Source organism: Amycolatopsis pittospori, from assembly GCF_013870525.1.
Lineage (GTDB): Bacteria > Actinomycetota > Actinomycetes > Mycobacteriales > Pseudonocardiaceae > Amycolatopsis > Amycolatopsis pittospori.
Genome location: NZ_JACBXD010000081.1, coordinates 15,464 through 33,864, shown reverse-complemented (window position 1 = coordinate 33,864; position 18,401 = coordinate 15,464). Strand labels below are relative to the sequence as shown.

16 protein-coding genes and 1 tRNA gene are annotated in these 18,401 nt (G+C 68.9%); 11 read left to right on the top strand and 6 right to left on the bottom strand.

The features are described 5' to 3' along the window. Together H5J31_RS32030 and H5J31_RS32025 are read left to right on the top strand one after the other, a co-directional pair. Positions 1-712: ABC transporter permease (locus H5J31_RS32030; protein WP_181776406.1), on the top strand; the 712-nt coding region annotated here is incomplete at its 5' end. 28 nt (positions 713-740) lie between these two features. Next, the gene (locus H5J31_RS32025; protein WP_181776405.1) at positions 741-1,715 is read left to right on the top strand and encodes a glycine betaine ABC transporter substrate-binding protein; all 975 of its coding nucleotides are present in this window, start codon (positions 741-743) and stop codon (positions 1,713-1,715) included. Positions 1,716-1,809: 94 nt separating this feature from the next. Here H5J31_RS32025 and H5J31_RS32020 read toward each other — a convergent pair whose 3' ends face one another. Both H5J31_RS32020 and H5J31_RS32015 read right to left on the bottom strand, forming a co-directional pair. Then, positions 1,810-2,949, bottom strand: a complete 1,140-nt coding sequence (locus H5J31_RS32020; RefSeq protein ID WP_181776404.1) for an alpha-lytic protease prodomain-containing protein — start codon at positions 2,947-2,949, stop codon at positions 1,810-1,812. 32 nt (positions 2,950-2,981) lie between these two features. Next, on the bottom strand, positions 2,982-3,674 hold the full coding sequence (locus tag H5J31_RS32015) for a S1 family peptidase (RefSeq protein ID WP_181776403.1): 693 nt from the start codon (positions 3,672-3,674) through the stop codon (positions 2,982-2,984). Between the two features lie 216 nt (positions 3,675-3,890). Here H5J31_RS32015 and H5J31_RS32010 point away from each other — a divergent pair, with 216 nt between their 5' ends. After that, positions 3,891-5,282, top strand: coding sequence for a helix-turn-helix domain-containing protein (locus H5J31_RS32010; RefSeq protein WP_181776402.1), 1,392 nt, complete (start codon positions 3,891-3,893; stop codon positions 5,280-5,282). A gap of 135 nt (positions 5,283-5,417) precedes the next feature. Here H5J31_RS32010 and H5J31_RS32005 read toward each other — a convergent pair whose 3' ends face one another. After that, on the bottom strand, positions 5,418-5,837 hold the full coding sequence (locus tag H5J31_RS32005) for a BLUF domain-containing protein (RefSeq protein WP_181776401.1): 420 nt from the start codon (positions 5,835-5,837) through the stop codon (positions 5,418-5,420). A gap of 156 nt (positions 5,838-5,993) precedes the next feature. After that, positions 5,994-6,066 (bottom strand) — tRNA-Ala (locus tag H5J31_RS32000). 268 nt (positions 6,067-6,334) lie between these two features. Here H5J31_RS32000 and H5J31_RS31995 point away from each other — a divergent pair. Then, entirely contained in the window at positions 6,335-8,488 is a 2,154-nt protein-coding gene (locus H5J31_RS31995; RefSeq protein ID WP_181776400.1) for an RICIN domain-containing protein, read from the top strand. Between the two features lie 105 nt (positions 8,489-8,593). Continuing rightward, on the top strand, positions 8,594-9,148 hold the full coding sequence (locus tag H5J31_RS31990; protein ID WP_181776399.1) for an HdeD family acid-resistance protein: 555 nt from the start codon (positions 8,594-8,596) through the stop codon (positions 9,146-9,148). Here H5J31_RS31990 and H5J31_RS31985 read toward each other — a convergent pair. Next, a complete protein-coding gene (locus H5J31_RS31985; RefSeq protein ID WP_181776398.1) occupies positions 9,135-9,863 on the bottom strand; it encodes a GNAT family N-acetyltransferase in 729 nt (242 codons plus the stop codon). The two genes, H5J31_RS31990 and H5J31_RS31985, sit on opposite strands and share 14 nt — an antisense overlap. 32 nt (positions 9,864-9,895) lie before the next feature. Between H5J31_RS31985 and H5J31_RS31980 the strand changes: the two genes are divergently transcribed. From H5J31_RS31980 to H5J31_RS31955, 6 genes are all read left to right on the top strand, one after another. Further along, positions 9,896-11,551 (top strand): FAD-dependent oxidoreductase, encoded by a 1,656-nt coding sequence (locus H5J31_RS31980; protein ID WP_181776397.1) that lies wholly within the window; start codon positions 9,896-9,898, stop codon positions 11,549-11,551. Further along, positions 11,548-12,969, top strand: a complete 1,422-nt coding sequence (locus H5J31_RS31975) for an ATP-binding protein (protein ID WP_181776396.1) — start codon at positions 11,548-11,550, stop codon at positions 12,967-12,969. The genes H5J31_RS31980 and H5J31_RS31975 overlap by 4 nt, the downstream gene beginning before the upstream one ends. Before the next feature lie 139 nt (positions 12,970-13,108). After that, complete coding sequence (locus H5J31_RS31970) at positions 13,109-14,197, top strand: hypothetical protein (RefSeq protein WP_181776395.1); 1,089 nt, start codon at positions 13,109-13,111, stop codon at positions 14,195-14,197. Beyond that, positions 14,197-15,351 (top strand): toxic anion resistance protein, encoded by a 1,155-nt coding sequence (locus H5J31_RS31965; RefSeq protein WP_181776394.1) that lies wholly within the window; start codon positions 14,197-14,199, stop codon positions 15,349-15,351. The genes H5J31_RS31970 and H5J31_RS31965 overlap by 1 nt, the downstream gene beginning before the upstream one ends. Further along, positions 15,348-16,973 carry an extracellular solute-binding protein gene (locus H5J31_RS31960; protein WP_181776393.1) on the top strand — a complete coding sequence of 542 codons (1,626 nt, stop codon included), beginning with the start codon at positions 15,348-15,350 and terminating at the stop codon, positions 16,971-16,973. The genes H5J31_RS31965 and H5J31_RS31960 overlap by 4 nt, the downstream gene beginning before the upstream one ends. Next, positions 16,970-17,566: a hypothetical protein gene (locus H5J31_RS31955; protein WP_181776392.1), complete on the top strand. Its 597-nt coding sequence runs from the start codon at positions 16,970-16,972 to the stop codon at positions 17,564-17,566. The genes H5J31_RS31960 and H5J31_RS31955 overlap by 4 nt, the downstream gene beginning before the upstream one ends. On the opposite strand, the gene H5J31_RS31950 is transcribed toward H5J31_RS31955, so the two are convergent. Next, positions 17,563-18,357 (bottom strand): LmeA family phospholipid-binding protein, encoded by a 795-nt coding sequence (locus tag H5J31_RS31950; protein WP_181776391.1) that lies wholly within the window; start codon positions 18,355-18,357, stop codon positions 17,563-17,565. The genes H5J31_RS31955 and H5J31_RS31950 overlap by 4 nt on opposite strands. Positions 18,358-18,401: the final 44 nt, after the last annotated feature.

Sequence of the window (18,401 nt, the reverse complement as noted above, 5' to 3'; positions counted from 1 at the left end):
GCTCGGGCTGCTGGTGCGCCCGGTTCTGTTGACCCTCGCCTTGCTGGCGCTCTTCCTGATCGTGCGGGCGCACCCGCTCGACTCGATCGAACAGCGTTTCCTCAACACCGGCGAGATCTTCACCGAACTGGGCCAGCACCTACGGCTCACCGTGATCTCGACGGTGTGCACCATCGCCATCGCCCTCCCGCTCGGCATCCTGCTCACCCGCGCCGGCGCCCGCTGGGCCCGGCCCGTCGGCCTGGGGCTGGGCAACCTGGGCCAGGCGATCCCGTCGATCGGGCTCGTCGTGCTGCTCGCGCTCTGGATCGGCACGGGCACCGCGACGGCGGTGACGGCACTCGTCGTCTACGCGACCTTGCCGGTGCTGCGCAACACGATCGTCGGGCTCGACGGCGTCGACCCGACCCTCGTCGACGCCGCGCGCGGCATGGGCATGGGCAAGACGGCCATCCTGTGGCGGATCGAACTGCCGCTGGCCGTCCCGGTGATCCTCGCCGGGATCCGGACCGCGCTGGTGCTCACCGTCGCGAGCGCGACGCTGGCGACGTTCATCGACGGCGGCGGTCTCGGCGGAGGGCTTGTCGCCGGCATCGGGCTGTACCGCCCGATCCTGAGCCTCACCTTCGGCATCATCGTCGCCGCACTGGCGCTCTTCGTCGACTGGCTGGGGCTGGTCGCCGAGGAGTTCCTGCACCCGCGCGGCCTGTAGCTCGACCGAATTCAAGGAGGACCAACCCATGCGGATGCTCCAGCGCACGGCCGCCGCCACGCTCGCGCTCGTCGTGGCGGCGGCGCTCTCGGCCGGCTGCACGATCGGCAAGGACGAGACCGGCGCGCAAGTGGGCGCGGGCTCCATCAAGAAGATCGACGCGCTGAACGGCGCCCAGATCCGCGTCAGCTCCAAGGAGTTCGACGAGCAGCTGCTGCTCGGCCAGATCGCCCTCGTCGCACTGCAGGCGGCCGGGGCGAGCCCGCAGGACAAGACCAACATCACCGGATCCAGCAACGTCCGCCAGGCGCTCACCAGCGGCGCGGTCGACCTGTACTGGGAATACACCGGCACCGCCTGGATCAGCTACCTCAACCAGACCAAGCCGATCAGCGACCCGCAGGCGCAGTACGACGCGGTCAAACAGGCCGACACCGCCAACGGCGTCACCTGGTGGGCGCGCTCGCCGGCCAACGACACCTACGCCCTCGCCGGTAACCCGGCGACAGTGGCCCGGACCGGCGTCAAGACGCTGTCCGATTACGCGGCCCTGGTGAAGCGGGACCCGGCCGCGGCCTCGACCTGTATGGGCCCGGAGTTCAAGAGCCGGGACGACGGGTTCCCCGGCCTGGCGAAGACCTACGGGTTCACCCTGCCCGACCCGCAGGTGCACCTGCTCAACGACGCCGTCGTCTACCCGAGCATCGGCAAGGGTGACCCTTGCGGCTTCGGCTCGGTCGCCTCCACCGACGGGCGCGTGGCCGCGCAGCAGCTCACCGTGCTCGAAGACGACAAGCATTTCTTCCCGACGTACAACCCCGCGATCACGATCGCCACACCGCTCGCGCAGAAATACCCGCAGCTGGAGCAGGTCTTCGCGCCGATCGCCGCGAAGCTCGACACCGCGACGCTCACGGACCTGAACAAGAAGGTCAGCGTCGACGGCCAGAAGGCCGCCACGGTCGCGCGCGACTGGCTCAAGGCGGCGGGTTTCATCAGCTGAACCGTCCGCGGGGTCCGGACGGTGCCTGATCGGCGGACCTGATCCAGTGGAGGAAAGAGAGCCGGCCGCCTGTTCTCGCGACCGGCTCTCCGGCTCAGCCGAGGAGCAGCCTCAGGTTGTAGCGCCACAGGATTTCGTTGACCGGCTGGAAGAAGGAGACTCCGCCGTTGCCGCAGTCCCCGCTGTTGCCGGACAGGACACCTTGCGCTTGGTTGCCGGACAGGAACGATCCGCCGGAGTCGCCCGGGTTCGAGCAGGCGCTGCTGGTGGTCATGCCGTAGATGGTGCCCAAGGGGTAGCGGACGGTCTGGTTCTTGGCCTGGATGTAGCCGCAGCGCCAGCCGGTGGTGGAACCCGAGCGGCACACCGAAGCACCGATCGGGGCCTCGGCCGAGCCGCGCACGCCGGTGACCCAGCCGTTGTACTGGTTGACGGTGCCGCGGGGGGTCCAGGACGAGTTGACCTGGACCCAGGCCATGTCGTCGCCGGGGAACGACGACCCGCGGAACACGCCCTGTGTGTAGCGGTTGTATCCCGTGGTGCTCCATCCGACGTTGCCGCAGTGGCCGGCCGTGACGTAGCCGCCGACCACGGCGAAGCCGACGGAACAGCGGACGTTGCCGGTGTAGTAGGCGTCGCCTCCGACGACGTCGTAATGCGGGCGAGGTGCCGCGGCGGACTCGGCGACGGTCGAGACGGACTCGGCTTCGGCCTGCTTCGCGAACGCCACGGCGGAGGCCGAGGTGCCGGGGGCGGTGGTGATCGTGACGGTGTTGCGCTGGACGTCGACGTACCACCCGGAGATCGATCCGGGTGAGGTCGCGGCGTTGAGCCGGGTGACGGCGGCGTCGAGTTCGGCGGCGCTGTGCCGCACGACCTGGGGGATCGCCCCGTGCGTGCGCACGATATCCGCCTTGGCGGGGTCGGTGACGCCGACGACGAGCGCGTTGCGGCCCGGATCGAACCACGAGCCGCTGTAGCTGCCCGGCAGGGCGGCGGTGATGTTCTTCTCGACCTTGGCGGCCCTCGCTTCGGCGGTCAGCCGCGTCTTCGCGGCGTCGGCGCTCAGACCGAGATCGCGCCGCATGGCGTCGAGTACCGCGGGGGTGACCCCCTCGGTCGCGGCCTGTGCCTCGGGCGAGACCGGGGAAGCGGCCACGGCCATGCCCCCTGGGACGGCCAGGGCGGTCGCAGCGGCCAACACCGCGGCCGTCGTGACGAAAGTGCGTTTCATACGAACTCCAAAGATGGCGGGGACGGGGGTGTTCAGACGCCGGACACGCTGCGAATCCAGCCGCGGTAGTACGCGACGCTCGTGTAGGAGGCGTAGTTGGCACGGTCGCTGGTCGAGGCCACACCGACCTGGATGTTCGTGCCGTTGGCGAACGCCGGACCACCGGAGTCACCGCCGGCGGTGATCCCGTCGTAGCGGCTCAAGGCGATCGCGACGCCACCCCGGCCGTCCCTGGCGTTGGTGGAGGACACGATGGTGTTGGCGTACTTGAGCCAGCGCGACGGGCAGCCGTCCGAAGCGCACGTGGATCCCCAGCCGTAGATCTGGGCGTACTGCCCGGGTGACGTGCTGCCGAGACGCACGATCGGCCCGGAGACCGGGTTGCTGAGCCGGACCAGGGCCAGGTCGGCCGAGGGGTGCTGGTAGATCGCCGAGGCGTTGGCCCAAGTGCCGGCGTACGCGTCGGTCGACCCGACCCGGTAGCCGTAGGAGGCACTCGCGGTCACACAGTGTTGTGCGGTGAGTACCCAGTAGGCCGAGATCAGGCTGGCGGTGCACCACGCCTGACCGTTGCGGAACTGCTGTACGGCGCCGTTGGTGTGGCCGGCGTAGTACCCGTCGACGATGTACGGCTGGTAGGTGTCGTCGGCCGACGCGGTCGATACCCCCGGGAAGAGGGTGGCGACCACACCGATCACGACGAGCAGAGCGCGTTTGAGCTTCACGATTCGCTCCTGGAGAGTGGGGACTCTGACGCGGACCATCGTGGAACCGCGCCCACCCGCCGTCGGCGATCCGGAGCGAGCTGTCAAAAACAGTCAAGATGCCGTCGAGGCGGATCCCTGCCCCGCCGAGGTGACGAAGTCTTGACGAACCTCCGCCGCACACTCAGGATCATCAGTCCGGTTCGTCCTGTTGTGCCGCGCGACGAGGAGGTTGCTGTGGTGGTCGACGCCTCGGACACCGAGCCGTCCGTCGAGACGGTCGCGACCGCCGCCCAGATCCGGTTCGGTGAATGCCTTCGCCAGTGGCGGGCCCGCGCGTCGTTCACCCAGACCCGGCTGGCGGCCACCCTGCGGTACAGCCCCGCTCTGGTCAGCCGTGTGGAAGCGGGGACACGCAGGGCATCCGTGGCGTTCGCGCGGGCGGCGGACAGCCTGCTCGGTGCCGGAGGCGAGCTGGTCGAACTGGCGATCCAGATGGCCGTCGAGCGCCGTGACACCACCTCGGACGCCGTCACGGGGGTCGCCGGTGACGCGGCGATCCCTCTCCCCGCTCCCGCGCCCGGGAACCGCGAGTTCGATCTCAGCGCCTTCAGCCTGCGGGCGGCGCGGCCGACCGGTCTGGTCTGCCCGGAACACGGTGACGTGCACGAGGGAGTGCACGACCTCGGGCTCGTCGACGAGGCGGTACGCGCGCCCCGGACCGCGGGGATCCACGCACTGCTCGCCTTTCTGTCCTTGTACGACCGGTTCAGCCTGGAGACCCGCCACGTCGTCGACGTCGCGGCGCTCGTCGAGCGCATGGCGCACGCCATCAACGACCGGATAGCGTCCGGGCCGCTCGGACAGCGCCGGCACATGATGCACGTGGCCGCCGACTTCGCGGCCGAGGCCGGGCGGATGCGGTTCGAGATCCGGCAGCCCTCGGCCGCCACCGCCTGGCTGACCAGGGCGACGGCTTGGGCCGCGGCTTCGGGCAACACCCCCGCCCATTGCCGGGCGCTGGGCACGATGAGCCTGATAGCCCTGTTCGAGGGCGACCCGTGCTCCGCGGCCCGGTACGCGGAGACCTCCTGCCACACCGGCCGGGCCCGGCCGTGGGTGCTGGCCCACGGGCACCTGTGGTCGGCCAGGGCCGCGGCCTCCGGCGGTGACCGTTCCGCGTTCGAACGGTCCGTCGCGGCGGTGTTCCGGGCGATAGAGCGCTTCGGCGACCAGGATCGGGCCGAGGCCCCGTGGCTGACCGGTGACGAGGGCACCACCTATGTGCACACCTCGCTCGCGGGCAGTCTGCGCGACCTGTCCGCCCGCACCGGCGACGCCGCCATCGCCACCCGCGGCGCGCTCACCGCCCGCACCGCGTTGGACAGCGTGCCCGCGGCGATGCGCCCGACGCATCTGCTCCTGCTGATCCGGTACGCCGACTGCCTGGCCCGTTCCGGCGACCCGCAGGCGGCCATCGAGTTGGCTGGTCCGGCCCTGAACGCGGCGCGGGCGAGTACCTCGTCGATGATCCAGCGAGATCTCGCTTCGCTGCATGCCGCGCTCGCGGACGTCTGCCCTGATGGGCCCCGGACCTCCGAGGTGTCCATGATGGACACCTCGTCGTGACCGCGGCTCGCGATCAGCTCGGATTCGAGTGTGGAGGTGGCCACCACCACTGCTGACGATCGAGGGCGGTGCGAGCACACCGAGACCCGGCCCGGGCGCGATACGGACGACGGCGACCGTGGTGAAGTGCCGAAGTCAGTGACGGCCCACGGCGACGATGACCCGTTCCATCGTTTCGGTCTCGCGCAGCAGCGCGAGAGGGTCGGAGTTCCCGGCATCGTCGCCTGCGTCGCGCAGGCCGGTCTCGTCCAGCGTCGCGAACTTCATCGACCATCCTCGGAAACGGGCCGCTTCGAGGGAGGACCGGCGCAGCACGGTCAGATCCTTGTGCAGCTCGTCGCGCTCGATCCGCCCGTAGGTCTGCTCGACCGCGTCATGGGGCCCTTCGAGGACTTGCAGAAACGCCGCGCGGTGGTAGTCGAGGCGGATGTAGACCAGCAGCCCGGTGATCTCCTGGGCCGCGTTGAGTTCGCGACTGCGACTGAGCAGGGCGTCCACCTCGGAGTCACTCATCGCGAACGCGGCGACGCTGGAGTACATCAGGGTGTGCGGCACGGACGATCCTTCTCGGTAGTCGGGTTCGTCTGTGATCGTAGGGGCTGGCTCCGGAACCGGGGCGAGTCATGGCGGAGGCCGATTCTCAAAGTGGGTCTCAACGAAAAAACCGCCCTACCTCGGCATATCTGCCAGGTGGGCGGTGTTTCGTGACTGTGGAGCTAAGGGGACTCGAACCCCTGACCCCCTCACTGCCAGTGAGGTGCGCTACCAGCTGCGCCATAGCCCCGGAGCGAAGGTGAACTCCGCATCTCGTGTGTACATACGTTACACCGTCCTCCGGGCCCGTTCGCGAGGGGGTCACCGTAAGCAGTCTCGATTGCCGGGAACCCTGCTCACCTGCATCTTTGAGACTTATTTTTAGCCGTGTATTGACTCCGCGTGTGACCGCCGTTACGTTTTCGACGATCGTGACGCCGAGGTCCCCGCCCGCTACGCCGCGTCTTCACTGGGCTCCGCCTCAGCTCGCCCTGCCCGATGACGCGGAGGAGGTCCTGATGAGGGCCAGAGCAGCCCTGATAGCCCTGTTTTCCCTGGTCGGAGCGCTGATTGTGGTGGCTCCGGCGGCGCAGGCGGCCATCGTTCCCGATACCTGGTACACGGTGACGGCCACCGGCGGGAAGTGTGTGGACGCGCGGGCCGCCGGGTCGGTGAACGGGACGGTCGTCCAGCAGTACTCCTGCAATCAGACCTTCTCCCAGCAGTGGCAGTTCCAGCCCACGTCGGGTGGCTACTACCGGGTGAATTCGCGCAACAACCCGGCGCAGGTGTGGGACGTCGCGGACGTGTCGACCGCGGACGGTGGATTGATCCACCTGTGGGCGTACGGCGGCGGGAACAACCAGCAGTGGCAGCCGGTCGAGGAGGCCGGGGGCGCGTACCACTTCGTCAGCCGCAACAGCGGGAGGTGCCTCGACCTGCCTGGTCTGTCCACTCAGGACAGCGTCCAGCTGCAGCAGTTCTCGTGCAACGGGTCCGGCGCGCAATCCTTCCGGCTGACGCCGGTCACCGGCACGGCCGAACCCGACCTCGGGCCGAACGTGCTCATCTTCGACCCCGGCATGTCACAGTCGGCGATCCAGTCCCAGGTCAACAGCGTCTTCTCGCAGCAGGAGACCAGCCAGTTCGGCTCGAACCGGAAGGCACTGCTGTTCAAGCCGGGTTCGTACAACGTCGACGTCAACGTCGGGTTCTACACGCAGGTGCTCGGGCTCGGGCAGTCGCCGGACAATGTGACGATCAACGGCGCGGTACACGCGGAGGCCGACTGGTTCCAGGGGAACGCGACGCAGAACTTCTGGCGTGGCGCGGAAAACCTTTCCGTCAACCCCAACGGCGGCACCGACCGCTGGGCCGTTTCGCAGGCCGCGCCGTACCGCCGCATGCATGTCCGCGGCAATCTGCAGCTCGACGACGGCGGCTGGTCCAGCGGCGGCTGGATGTCCGATGTCAAGGTCGACGGCCAGGTGCGGTCGGGCTCGCAGCAGCAGTGGATCTCGCGTAACTCGCAGTTCGGCGGCTGGAGCGGCTCCAACTGGAACATGGTGTTCGCCGGCGTCAACGGCGCGCCCTCGACCAGTTTCCCGAATCCGCCGTACACCACGGTGAACACGACGCCGGTCGTGCGCGAGAAGCCGTTCCTCTACGTCGACAACGCGGGCGCGTACCAGGTCTTCGTGCCGTCCACGCGCACCAACGCCGCGGGAATCACGTGGGGTGCGAACCAGCCGGGGTCGTCACTGCCGATCAGCCGCTTCTTCATCGCGAAGCCCGGGACGACGGCTTCGCAGATCAACGCCGCCCTCGCCGAGGGCAAAGACCTCCTGATCACGCCGGGCGTCTACCACCTGAACGAGACGCTGCGCGTGACCCGGCCGGACACCGTCGTACTCGGCCTCGGCCTGGCGACGCTGATCCCCGACAACGGCATCACCGCCATGACGGTGGCCGACGTCGACGGCGTCAAGGTGGCCGGCGTGCTGATCGACGCGGGCACCGCGAACTCGAACACGCTGATGGAGGTCGGCCCGGCCAACTCCGCCCAGGATCACGCCGCCAACCCGACCTCGCTGCACGACGTGTTCTTCCGCGTCGGCGGAGCGGGCGTCGGCAAGGCCACGAACAGCCTGGTGGTCAACAGTGACGACGTCATCGGCGACCATCTGTGGATCTGGCGTGCCGACCACGGCAGCGGGGTCGGGTGGAACACCAACACCGCCGACACGGGCCTGATCGTGAACGGCGACGACGTCACCATGTACGGCCTGTTCGTCGAGCACTATCAGAAGTACCAGACGATCTGGAACGGAAACCGCGGCCGGACGTACTTCTACCAGAACGAAATGCCGTACGACCCGCCGAACCAGGCCGCCTGGATGAACGGTCCGACGCGGGGATACGCGGCCTACAAGGTGGCGAACTCGGTGACGAACCACGAGGCGTACGGGCTCGGCAGTTACTGCTACTTCAACGTGAATCCGAGTGTGGTGGCGGATCGCGCGATCGAAGCGCCGAACAACCCGAACGTGAAGTTCCGCAGCATGGTCACCGTTTCCCTCGGCGGCAACGGGACCATCAGCCGGGTCGTCAACGACCGCGGCGGACCGTCCAATTCGGGCACGAACGTGGCGAACCTGGTCGCGTATCCCTGAGAGAGCCCCGGTGCGCGCCGTGATGGCGGTCGCGGCGCGCACCGGCCTTCACCCCAACGGGTGGTGTGCCGCGCGCCCGCTCTCCGGCGCTTCGATACTCGGGACATGCCTATCGTCGGTCTCACCGTCGTCGAACCCCGTCTGGCCTGGCCGCTCGCGGCCGTCCGCGGGGGTTTCGCCATCCTGTTCGGCCTGCTCGCGCTGATCTGGCCGGGTGCGACCGTCCTGGCCTTGGCGATCATCTACGGCATCTACGCGATCATCGACGGTATCGGCGGCCTCATGCAGGCCTTCCGGCCGGGCGACGCCGCGCATCGTGCCGCCTACGGGATCCTCGGCGCCTTCGGCATCATCGCCGGTGTGCTGGTCCTGATCTGGCCGGGGATCACGGTGCTCGTACTGGCCCTGCTGGTCGGGTTCTGGGCGATCTTCACCGGCATCGTCGAGATCGTCGCCGCGATCCGGTTGCGCAAGCAGATCGAGGGCGAGGCCTTCCTCATCGCGGCCGGCGCGCTCTCCGTCATCGTGGGTGTCCTGCTCGTGATCAACCCCATCGCGGGCGCATACGGGATCGCGCTGCTGATCGGGATCTACGCCCTGCTGTACGGCGTGATGCTGCTCGTACTGGCCTTCCGCCTGCGCAAGCTCACGCGGGCCTGAACGCCTGTCTCAAGTGGACCCGCGCCCCGGCACGGCGCAGGTTCGACAGGCTCGGCGAGCCTTCGACGGCGGTCGCGACGGCGAAGCGGCGCCCTTCGCGGACGGCCGCGTTCAGCCCGTGCAGCAGGAGCCGGCCTTGCGCGCCCTTGCCGCGATGTTCCCGTGGCGTGGCCGAGCCGCCGAGGAGGACGCCGGGGCCATGCGAGCTCATCGCCGCGGCGGAGACCGGCACGCCGTCCTCGATCAGGAGCGACCGCCTGATCCGGGGATCGGCGTGCTCGGCGGCGATGAACTCCGTCACGGCGCCGCCGCCCTCGTAGCCGTCCAGCAGGATGCGGAGGAAGACGTCGATGTCCGGTGCGTCTTCGACGTCGGCACCCGACGGAGGAAGGCCGGTGAGCGGCAGGACCGCGATCGGGCGGACACCGTCGGAGGTGAAACCCGCGTCGTTCAGGGGCAGGCCCGGCGGGAGCACGAGCGTCGGCCGGTCTCCGCCCCAGCACGACGACCCGGCGAGCCGGACGGCTTCAGGCAGGTTCTCCTCGGTGACGCCGGAGATCGTGCGCAGGAACCGCAACTCCGGATCCGTCGCCAGCACCGCGAGCAGCCTGTCTTCGCGCCAGGCCTCGAACCTGCCGGGGAGTCCCGCCGCGGTGGCCGCCTCGCACGCGACGACGGCACGGTCGTGGATCACTTCTTCGGCTTCGGAGAGCATGACCCGAACGTAAGAGGACGTAGGCTGATCCGGTGAGCCAGCCCATCCTGTTGACCGTCGACGACGATCCCGCCGTATCCCGTTCGGTCGCCCGCGACCTGCGCAGACGGTACGGAAAGGACTACCGGATCATCCGGGCCGATTCCGGTGCCGACGCGCTCGAAGCGCTCCGCGAGCTCAAGCTGCGCGGCGACGCCGTGGCCGCGATCCTCGCCGACTACCGGATGCCGCAGATGGACGGCATCGTCTTCCTCGAGAAGGCGATGGACCTGTTCCCGAACGCCCGGCGCGCACTGCTGACCGCGTACGCCGACACCGACGCCGCGATCCAGGCGATCAACGTGGTCGACGTCGACCACTACCTGCTCAAACCGTGGGACCCGCCGGAGGAGAAGCTCTACCCGGTCATCGACGCGCTGGTGGAGACCTGGCGCGCGGTGGGGGAGCGGCCGGTCGACGAGATCAAGCTCATCGGCCACCGGTATTCGTCGCCGTCGTTCCACCTCCGTGACTTCCTGGCGCGCAACGCCGTGCCGTACCGCTGGTTCTCCGTCGACGACGACGAGGGCCGCCGGATCCTGGAGGCCGCGGACGCCGCGCCGCAGGACATCCCGGTGCTCGTCACGCCGGACGGCACGGTGCTGCGCCAGCCCTCCGGACCGGAACTCGCCGACGCCGTCGGCCTCTCCACCCGGCCCGCCCAGGAGTTCTACGACCTGATCGTGATCGGCGGCGGACCCGCCGGGCTCGGGGCGGCCGTATACGGCGCGTCGGAGGGGCTGCGGACGGTCATCGTCGAGCGCAAGGCCACCGGCGGGCAGGCGGGCACCAGCTCCCGGATCGAGAACTACCTCGGTTTCCCCGACGGCGTTTCGGGTGCGCAGCTGACCGACCGCGCGCGGCGTCAGGCGCTCAAGTTCGGCGCCGAGGTGCTCACCACCCGCGACGTCGTCGGCCTGGAAGCGCGCGGTTCGGCGCGGGTCGTCATGTTCGGCGACGGCACCGAGATCGCCGCGCATTCCGTGGTGCTGGCCAGCGGCGTCACCTACCGCGCGCTGGAGGCCACGGGCATCGCCGAGCTGGCGGGCCGCGGCGTCTACTACGGCTCGGCCGCCACCGAGGCGCCCGAATGCAAGGGCGAGCACGTCTACATCGTCGGCGGCGCGAACTCGGCAGGCCAGGCGGCGGTGTTCTTCTCCAAACACGCCGCCGACGTCACCATCCTGGTCCGCGGCCAGTCGCTCGAAGCGTCGATGTCGCACTACCTGATCGAGCAGATCGCGGCGATCGGGAACATCCACGTCCGCACCCGGACCACCGTGGTCGAGGCGCACGGTGACGACCACCTCGAACAGCTCACCCTGTGCGAGAACGGTGCCACCACCGAGAAGGTGCCGACGGGGCATCTGTTCATCTTCATCGGCGCCGCGCCGCGGACCGACTGGCTGGGCACCGAAATCCTGCGCGACGACCACGGTTTCGTGCGCACGGGGCCCGATCTGCTCACCGAAGGCAGTCCGCCGCCCGGCTGGCCGCTCGACCGCGACCCGCACTACCTGGAGTCGTCCGTGCCCGGTGTGTTCGTCGCGGGCGACGTCCGCGCGGCGTCGGTGAAGCGCGTCGCGTCGGCCGTCGGCGAAGGCGCCATGGCGGTCACCCTGGTTCACCGGTACTTGGAGGAGCAATGAGCGTTCTGCCCAGGGAGGAACTGCGCGGGCTCTTCCTCTTCGAGCACCTCAGCGAGGAGCAGCTCGACTGGATCGACGAGCACGCCGTGCTGGAGCAGTACACCGGCGGCGAGACGATCATCCGCGAGGGTGATCCGGCCACCTGTTTCTACCTTCTGCTGTCCGGCGCGCTGCGGATGACGCGGCTCGTCGGCGACACCGAGGTCGAGACGATCCGGTCCGATCAGCGCGGCGCGTACTGCGGCGCGACGCAGTTCTTCGTGCATCAGGAGACCGAACACACTTACGGCGCTTCGGTGCACGCGGTCAGCGATCTCACCTTCCTGACGCTGCCGGCGGCCGAGTTCGCCACCGAGTTCCGCCGTTGGTTCCCGATGGCGACGCATCTGCTGGAGGGTATGTACCTCGGCTGGCGCAACAGCGACACCGTGATCGGTTCACGGCGGCGGCTGCTCGCGCTCGGGGAGCTTTCCGCCGGGCTGACCCACGAACTCAACAACCCGGCCGCGGCCGCCGTGCGCGCGACGTCGGCGCTGCGGGAGCGGGTCGCCGGGATGCGGCACAAACTCGCCCTGCTGGCGAAGAAGAACGTCGACCCCACGTTGCTGGAGCAGCTGATCGACGTTCAGGAACAGCTGGTCAAGCAGGTCGCCTCAGCGCCGAAGCTGACCGCGATGCAGCAGTCCGATCGCGAGGACGAGATCGGCGACTGGTTCGAAGACCACGGCATGGAACAGGGCTGGGACCTCGCCGACATCTACGTCCGCGCCGGGCTGACCGTGCCGGATCTGGACAGGCTGCTGGAATCGGTCGGGGAGACCTTCCTCGACGGCGCCGTCCGCTGGCTCGCGTACGCGCTCGAAACCGAGATGCTGATGGGCGAGATCGAGGATTCGACGACGCGGATCTCCGTGCTGGTCGGCAAAGCCAAGCAATACTCCCAAATGGACCGTGCGCCGCATCAGTGGATCGACGTCCACGAAGGACTCGACTCCACCCTCGTCATGCTCGCCGGGAAGATCGCGCCGGGCGTCCGCGTGGTCAAGGAGTACGACCACGCGGTGCCGAGGATTCCGGCGTACGCGGGCGAACTGAACCAGGTGTGGACGAACATCATCGACAACGCTCTGGGCGCCATGGGTACCGAGGGCACGCTGACGCTGCGAACATCCCAAGTGGACGATCACGTGCACGTCGAGATCGGGGACACCGGACCGGGCATCCCGGCCGAGATCCGGCAGCGGATCTTCGAACCGTTCTTCACCACGAAACCGGTCGGGCAGGGGACCGGCCTCGGCCTGGACATCTCTTGGCGCATCGTCGTCGAACGGCACCAGGGCGACCTCCGTGTCGACTCGGAACCGGGGAACACGCGATTCACCGTCCGCCTGCCGCTCTCGGAGCAGTCCGTGATCTGATTTTCCCTCCACCCCGGCATTTCGCCAGGAAATGACGACGTCCTTCGTTCACTGACCGTTCACTTCGAAATGGCTCGCCCGCGCGTCAAAAGAGTCGAACGGGCTGAAGGATCAGGCCTGTGAACGAGGGGGTGGGCCGGTGAAACGCCGTCTGTCGATCGGTCTGGCCGTGGTGCTGCTGCTGGCCGTGGTCGCCGTGATCGTCTGGGGCCGGGGTGGTGACGAGAACACCGCGCAGGGGACCGATCTGACCACGGTGCGCGGGGTCATCGGTTCGGAGAAGCTGGCGTTCTTCTCCGACAAGCGGGTGGCGGACGCGTTCGCGAAGCACGGCTTGAAGGTCGAGGTCGACACCGCCGGATCGCGGCAGATCGCCGGTATGGACCTGGGCGGGTACGAATTCGCGTTCCCGTCGTCGTCCCCCGCCGCGCAGCGGATCCAGCGCGACCACAAGGTGACGGCGGTGCACACGCCGTTCCAGTCGCCGATGGCGATCGCGACCTTCGAGCCGATCGTGAGCCTCTTGGCCGCCAACGGGATCGTGCGCAAGGGCGCCGGGGACTACCAGGTACTCGACATCGCGAAGTACCTCGAACTCGCGCGGAAGGGCACCCGCTGGGACCAGCTTCCCGGCAACACCGCCTTCCCGGCGCGCAAGAACGTGCTGGTCACGACCACGGATCCGCGTGAATCGAACTCGGCGGCGATGTACCTGTCGATCGTCTCCTTCGTCGCCAACGGCAACAACGTCGTCAGCACGCCGGAGGCCGAGGCGAAGGTGCTGCCCGGGGTGTCGAAGCTGTTCATCGACCAGGGCTACACGCAGAACAGCACCGAAGGCCCGTTCGAGGACTATCTCGCCGCGGGTATGGGAAAGACGCCGATGGCACTGATCTACGAGTCGCAGTTCGTCGACAGGCTGGTGCGCGCGGACGGCTCGATCCGGCCGGACATGCGCCTGCTCTACACCGCGCCGACGGTGTACTCGAAGCACACGCTCGTGCCGCTGAAGCCGAACGGGGATCAGGTCGGCAGGCTCCTCGCGACCGACCCGGAACTGGGGAAACTCGCCGCCACCTTCGGATTCCGCACCGGTGACCCGCGGCTGTTCGCCGACGTCGTCGCGGCGGCCAAGGTACCGGTGCCCGCGGATCTGGTGGACGCCGTCGAACCGCCGTCGTACGAAACGCTGGAGCGCCTGCTCGACGCCGTCAAGAAGCAGTACTGATGGACGATTTCACGCTCACTCCACCCGAACCGGTGGAGGCGATCCCGGCCGAGCGGGCCGCCGGACTGGTCACCCTCGGCCCCGAGGTGCACGCCGAGGTCGCGAAGCGCGCAGAGAGTTTCGCCCAGCGGCTCGAAGCACTCGACGTCCGCTCGCCGGAGTTCACCCGGGTCCTGGACGAACTGCTCGCGGTCGGCGAATCCGACATGCGTGCCGCGGCGTCGGTCGCGGGCGCGCTGCTCGACCGGTCTACGCGGGCGTTGGCGGAAATCGGGTCGCCACAACAGCAGGCGACGGTGAGCCTGGCGGGGCTGCGGCGTGCCGTGGCGGAGATCGACCCGGCGAAGCTGCCGATCACCGGCCGAAAACTGCTGGGGCTGATCCCGGTCGCGGGCAGCGCGAAGAAGGCACTGGACCGCTACCGTGCCGCGAACGAGCCGGTGAACGCCCTGGTCCTGGACCTGCGTGCTCGTCAGGACGTGCTGCGCCGCGACAACGCCGCGCTCAAGGGCGAGCGGGAACGGCTGTGGGGGACGCTCGGCAAACTGTCCGAAGCGGCCGCGTTCGCCGAGGCCGTCGACGTCGCCGTCGACAGGCAGGCGGGGATCTTCGACTTCACCGATCCCGCGCGGGCCAGATCACTGCGGGCCGACGCGCTGCATCCGATCCGGCAACGACACCAGGATCTGCTGACGCAGCTGGCGGTGAGCGCGCAAGGCTACCTGGCGCTGGATCTGGTGCGGCGCAACAACGACGAGCTGATCCGGGGGATCGAGCGGGCGGTGTCGACCACGGTCGCCGCACTGCGCGTCGCGCTGATGGTGAGCGGCGCGCTCGCCGGACAGCGCGACGTCCTCGACGAGGTCCGGGCCGTGCTGGCCACCACCGACGGGCTGATCCGGGCCAACGCCGAGATGCTGGAGCTGCGCAGCGCCGAGATCCAGCGCGCGGGCAGCGATCCGGCGGTCGCAGTGGCGACGATCCGCGAATCGTTCGAGCGGATCTACCGCAGTATCGACGCGATCGACGAGTTCAAGGCGGGGGCCGTCTCGACGATGGCGGCGACCGTGGAGGCGCTGTCCGGGGAGATCCGGCGGGCCGAAGACCATCTGCGCCGGTCTCATGAGACGGCGACGGCCGAGGGGGCCTCATGAAACGCTGGGCGGTCTTGGCGATCGGCGCGATCTGCGCGCTGTCGCTGGTTTCCTGTGATTCCGGCGAAGGCGAGGCACAAGGTCTCGGGGAGGCCGAACCCGGCACACTGCGGGTGCTCGCGGGCAGTGAACTGGCCGACCTTCAACCGCTGCTGGAGCAGGAGGCGGCGGCCACCGGGGTCAAGGTCAAATTCCAGTTCACCGGGACGTTGGAGGGCACCGAGTCGCTCGCGAACGGGAAGGTCGACGGGCAGTACGACGCCGTCTGGTTCTCCTCGAACCGTTACCCCGCAGCGGTTCCCGAAGCGGCGAAGCGGCTGGGCGAGCAGGTGAAGATCATGAGCTCGCCGGTCGTGCTCGGACTTTCGGCGTCGACGGCGCAGCGCCTCGGCTGGGCCGGGAAACCGGTGGGCTGGGGCGAGATCGCCGAACAGGCCGGGAAGAAGGCGTTCACCTACGGCATGACCGATCCGTCGGCCTCGAACTCGGGTTTCTCGGCGCTCGTCGGGGTCGCGTCGGCACTCGCGGGCGCGGGCAACGCGATCGACGCACAGCAGATCGCCGCCGTCACCCCGAAACTGACCGAGTTCTTCAGCGCGCAGGCGATGTCGGCGGGCTCGTCCGGCTGGCTTTCCGAGGCCTACCAACGGCGTGCGACCGGTGTGGATCCGGGCAAGAAGGTCGACGGTTTGATCAACTACGAATCCGTGCTGCTGTCGATGAACGCGAGCGGCAAACTCCCCGAACCGCTGACGATCGTCTACCCGTCCGACGGCGTCGTCACCGCGGACTACCCGCTGACCTTGCTGAGCGGCGCGAACTCCGACGCGCGCGACGCGCACCGCAAACTGGCCGAGCGGCTGCGGACGCCGGACACACAGCGCAAGATCATGGAGACCACGCAGCGCCGCCCGGTCGTCCCCGGTGTCCAGCTGGGACAGCGGTTCGCGCAAAAGGATCTCGTGGAACTGCCGTTTCCCGCGACACAGGAAGCCGTCGACGCGTTGCTGGGCGCCTACTTCGACAAGATCCGGCGTCCGTCGCGGACGCTGTACGTGCTCGACACCTCCGGCTCGATGGCGGGCGACCGGATCGAATCGCTGCGCACCGCGCTGATCGGGCTGACCGGCGCCGACGGCTCGCTGACCGGGCGGTACCGCCGGTTCCGCAGCCGCGAAGAGGTCACGATGCTGCCGTTCGACACCGTTCCGGGCCGCCCGGAGACGTTCGCCGTACCGGAAGGCGATCCGCAGCCCGCTCTCGACAAGATCAAGAGGTTCGCGGAAGGCCTCGACGCCAACGGTGGCACGGCGATCTACGACAGTCTCGATCGCGCGTACCAGATCATGGGCCCGCTGGTCGCGCGCGATCCCGACCGGTTCACCTCGATCGTGCTGATGACCGATGGGGCGAACGCGAACGGCTCCGACTTCGAGGACTTCCAGCGGAGGTTCCCGTCGTTGCCGGAGGCGATGCGGCAGATCCCGGTGTTCACCGTGATCTTCGGCGAGGGCGACTCCGCCGAACTCGGCGAGGTCGCGAAACGCACCGGCGGCACCGTGTTCGACGCGCGCGGCGACGTCCTTCCCCAGGTGTTCCAGGAAATCCGCGGGTACCAATGATCCGGTACCTCGGCTCCACGAAGAACCTCGCCGGCTGCGTCGGCGGGCTGATCGGGCTCGTGCTGTACCTGACCGGCGTCGTCGGCGGGCTGTGGCCGGTGGTCGTCGCCGGGTTGTACGCGGTGTTCGCCCTGCTCGCACCGCCTGAACGGGTCCGCCTGGTGCCGGTGGACACGGTCGCGGAAGCGGGTCGGCTGCGTGCCGATCTGACGACGCTCGTCGGCAAGGTGACCGCACAGGCCCAGCGGATGCCGGAGTCCTCTGTGGACGGTGTCTGGCGGATCGCCGAAGTCCTCGACGACCTGCTCTCGCGGCCGGACCGGTTGTCGGCCAACCCGGACGTGCGGCACGCCGTCACCCGGTTGGCGCGGACGGATCTGCCGCTTTCCGTGCAGACCTATCTCAACCTGCCGTGGTGGTTCGCCGCCAAACGGCGGGCGAGCGGGGAGACGAGCGCGTCCGATGAACTCCTCGCGCAGCTGGAACTTCTGGAGACCGAAGCGCACCGGATCGCGGAGCGGTTCTACGCCGGCGACGTCAACCAGCAGTCCGACCACACGCGATACCTGCGCGAGCGGGGTCAGGAGGGCTAACGGCCACCGAGCCTCGGCAGGGTCAGCGTGGTCACCGCCGTCATCACCCAGCCCAGCAGGTCGCCGAGCGGGATGGTGGACAGCTTCTCGGGCCATTCGTCGGCCACCGTCTGCAGGACGAGGTGGCCGTCGTGCGCCTCGACCGCGGTGAGCCGGACCCCCTGCGGGAGTTCCGGAAGCGGCAGCACGATGGGCTTGAGCCGGGACGGCGGGCCGAACCGGCGACGTCCGATGTGGACGGCCATCGGCCGCAGCACCACGGCGGAATCCTCCACAGTGGACTCAAGCGCCAGATGCCCCCAACGGGGCCGTTTCTCCCAGCGGACGTGGAAATGCCCGTCGTCGCCAGGGGTCACGATGATGCCGGGACGGACCTCGGAAACCCGCTGTTGCAGGACCTCGGGGGCGACCCGGATCGCCATCTTCACCTGTTCGGGGATGGCGGCGGGGGACGGAAGGGAGCGGAGCCGGACGTTCGAGGCCAGCACCGTGATGCGTTCGAGCGGGGTTTCCGGCCAGTCGACGTCCTCCACGACGATGCGGACGTCGCCGACACGGCCGGTGGCGGCGAGGCTGAGGCTGTCGGCCTGATAGTCGAGCCCGGTCAGCGTGAGCCCGACGTCATGGCCGTCCACCTTGGCCGTCAACCGTCGCCCGACCAGCTGTTCGGTGACCGTCTTCAGTACCGCGGCCGGGGTCACGGGCACATTCGGCAACAGCGCCCGCCCGGCGGCAGCCAGGCCGAACAGCTCGGGAAGGGGGTTCAGATCGAACCATCTGCCGTCGCTCATCGGTCCAGTGTCGCCGAACGGGACGCCGAATGCCGCCGCAGGGG

Coding starts and splice junctions, on each gene's coding strand:
- H5J31_RS31975 (WP_181776396.1), top strand. CDS start 11,548: ATGAGCGTTCTGCCCAGGGAGGAACTGCGCGGGCTCTTCCTCTTCGAG.
- H5J31_RS32025 (WP_181776405.1), top strand. CDS start 741: ATGCGGATGCTCCAGCGCACGGCCGCCGCCACGCTCGCGCTCGTCGTG.
- H5J31_RS31950 (WP_181776391.1), bottom strand. CDS start 18,357: ATGAGCGACGGCAGATGGTTCGATCTGAACCCCCTTCCCGAGCTGTTC.
- H5J31_RS31960 (WP_181776393.1), top strand. CDS start 15,348: ATGAAACGCTGGGCGGTCTTGGCGATCGGCGCGATCTGCGCGCTGTCG.
- H5J31_RS32020 (WP_181776404.1), bottom strand. CDS start 2,949: ATGAAACGCACTTTCGTCACGACGGCCGCGGTGTTGGCCGCTGCGACC.
- H5J31_RS31990 (WP_181776399.1), top strand. CDS start 8,594: ATGCCTATCGTCGGTCTCACCGTCGTCGAACCCCGTCTGGCCTGGCCG.
- H5J31_RS31985 (WP_181776398.1), bottom strand. CDS start 9,863: ATGCTCTCCGAAGCCGAAGAAGTGATCCACGACCGTGCCGTCGTCGCG.
- H5J31_RS31995 (WP_181776400.1), top strand. CDS start 6,335: ATGAGGGCCAGAGCAGCCCTGATAGCCCTGTTTTCCCTGGTCGGAGCG.
- H5J31_RS31965 (WP_181776394.1), top strand. CDS start 14,197: ATGGACGATTTCACGCTCACTCCACCCGAACCGGTGGAGGCGATCCCG.
- H5J31_RS31955 (WP_181776392.1), top strand. CDS start 16,970: ATGATCCGGTACCTCGGCTCCACGAAGAACCTCGCCGGCTGCGTCGGC.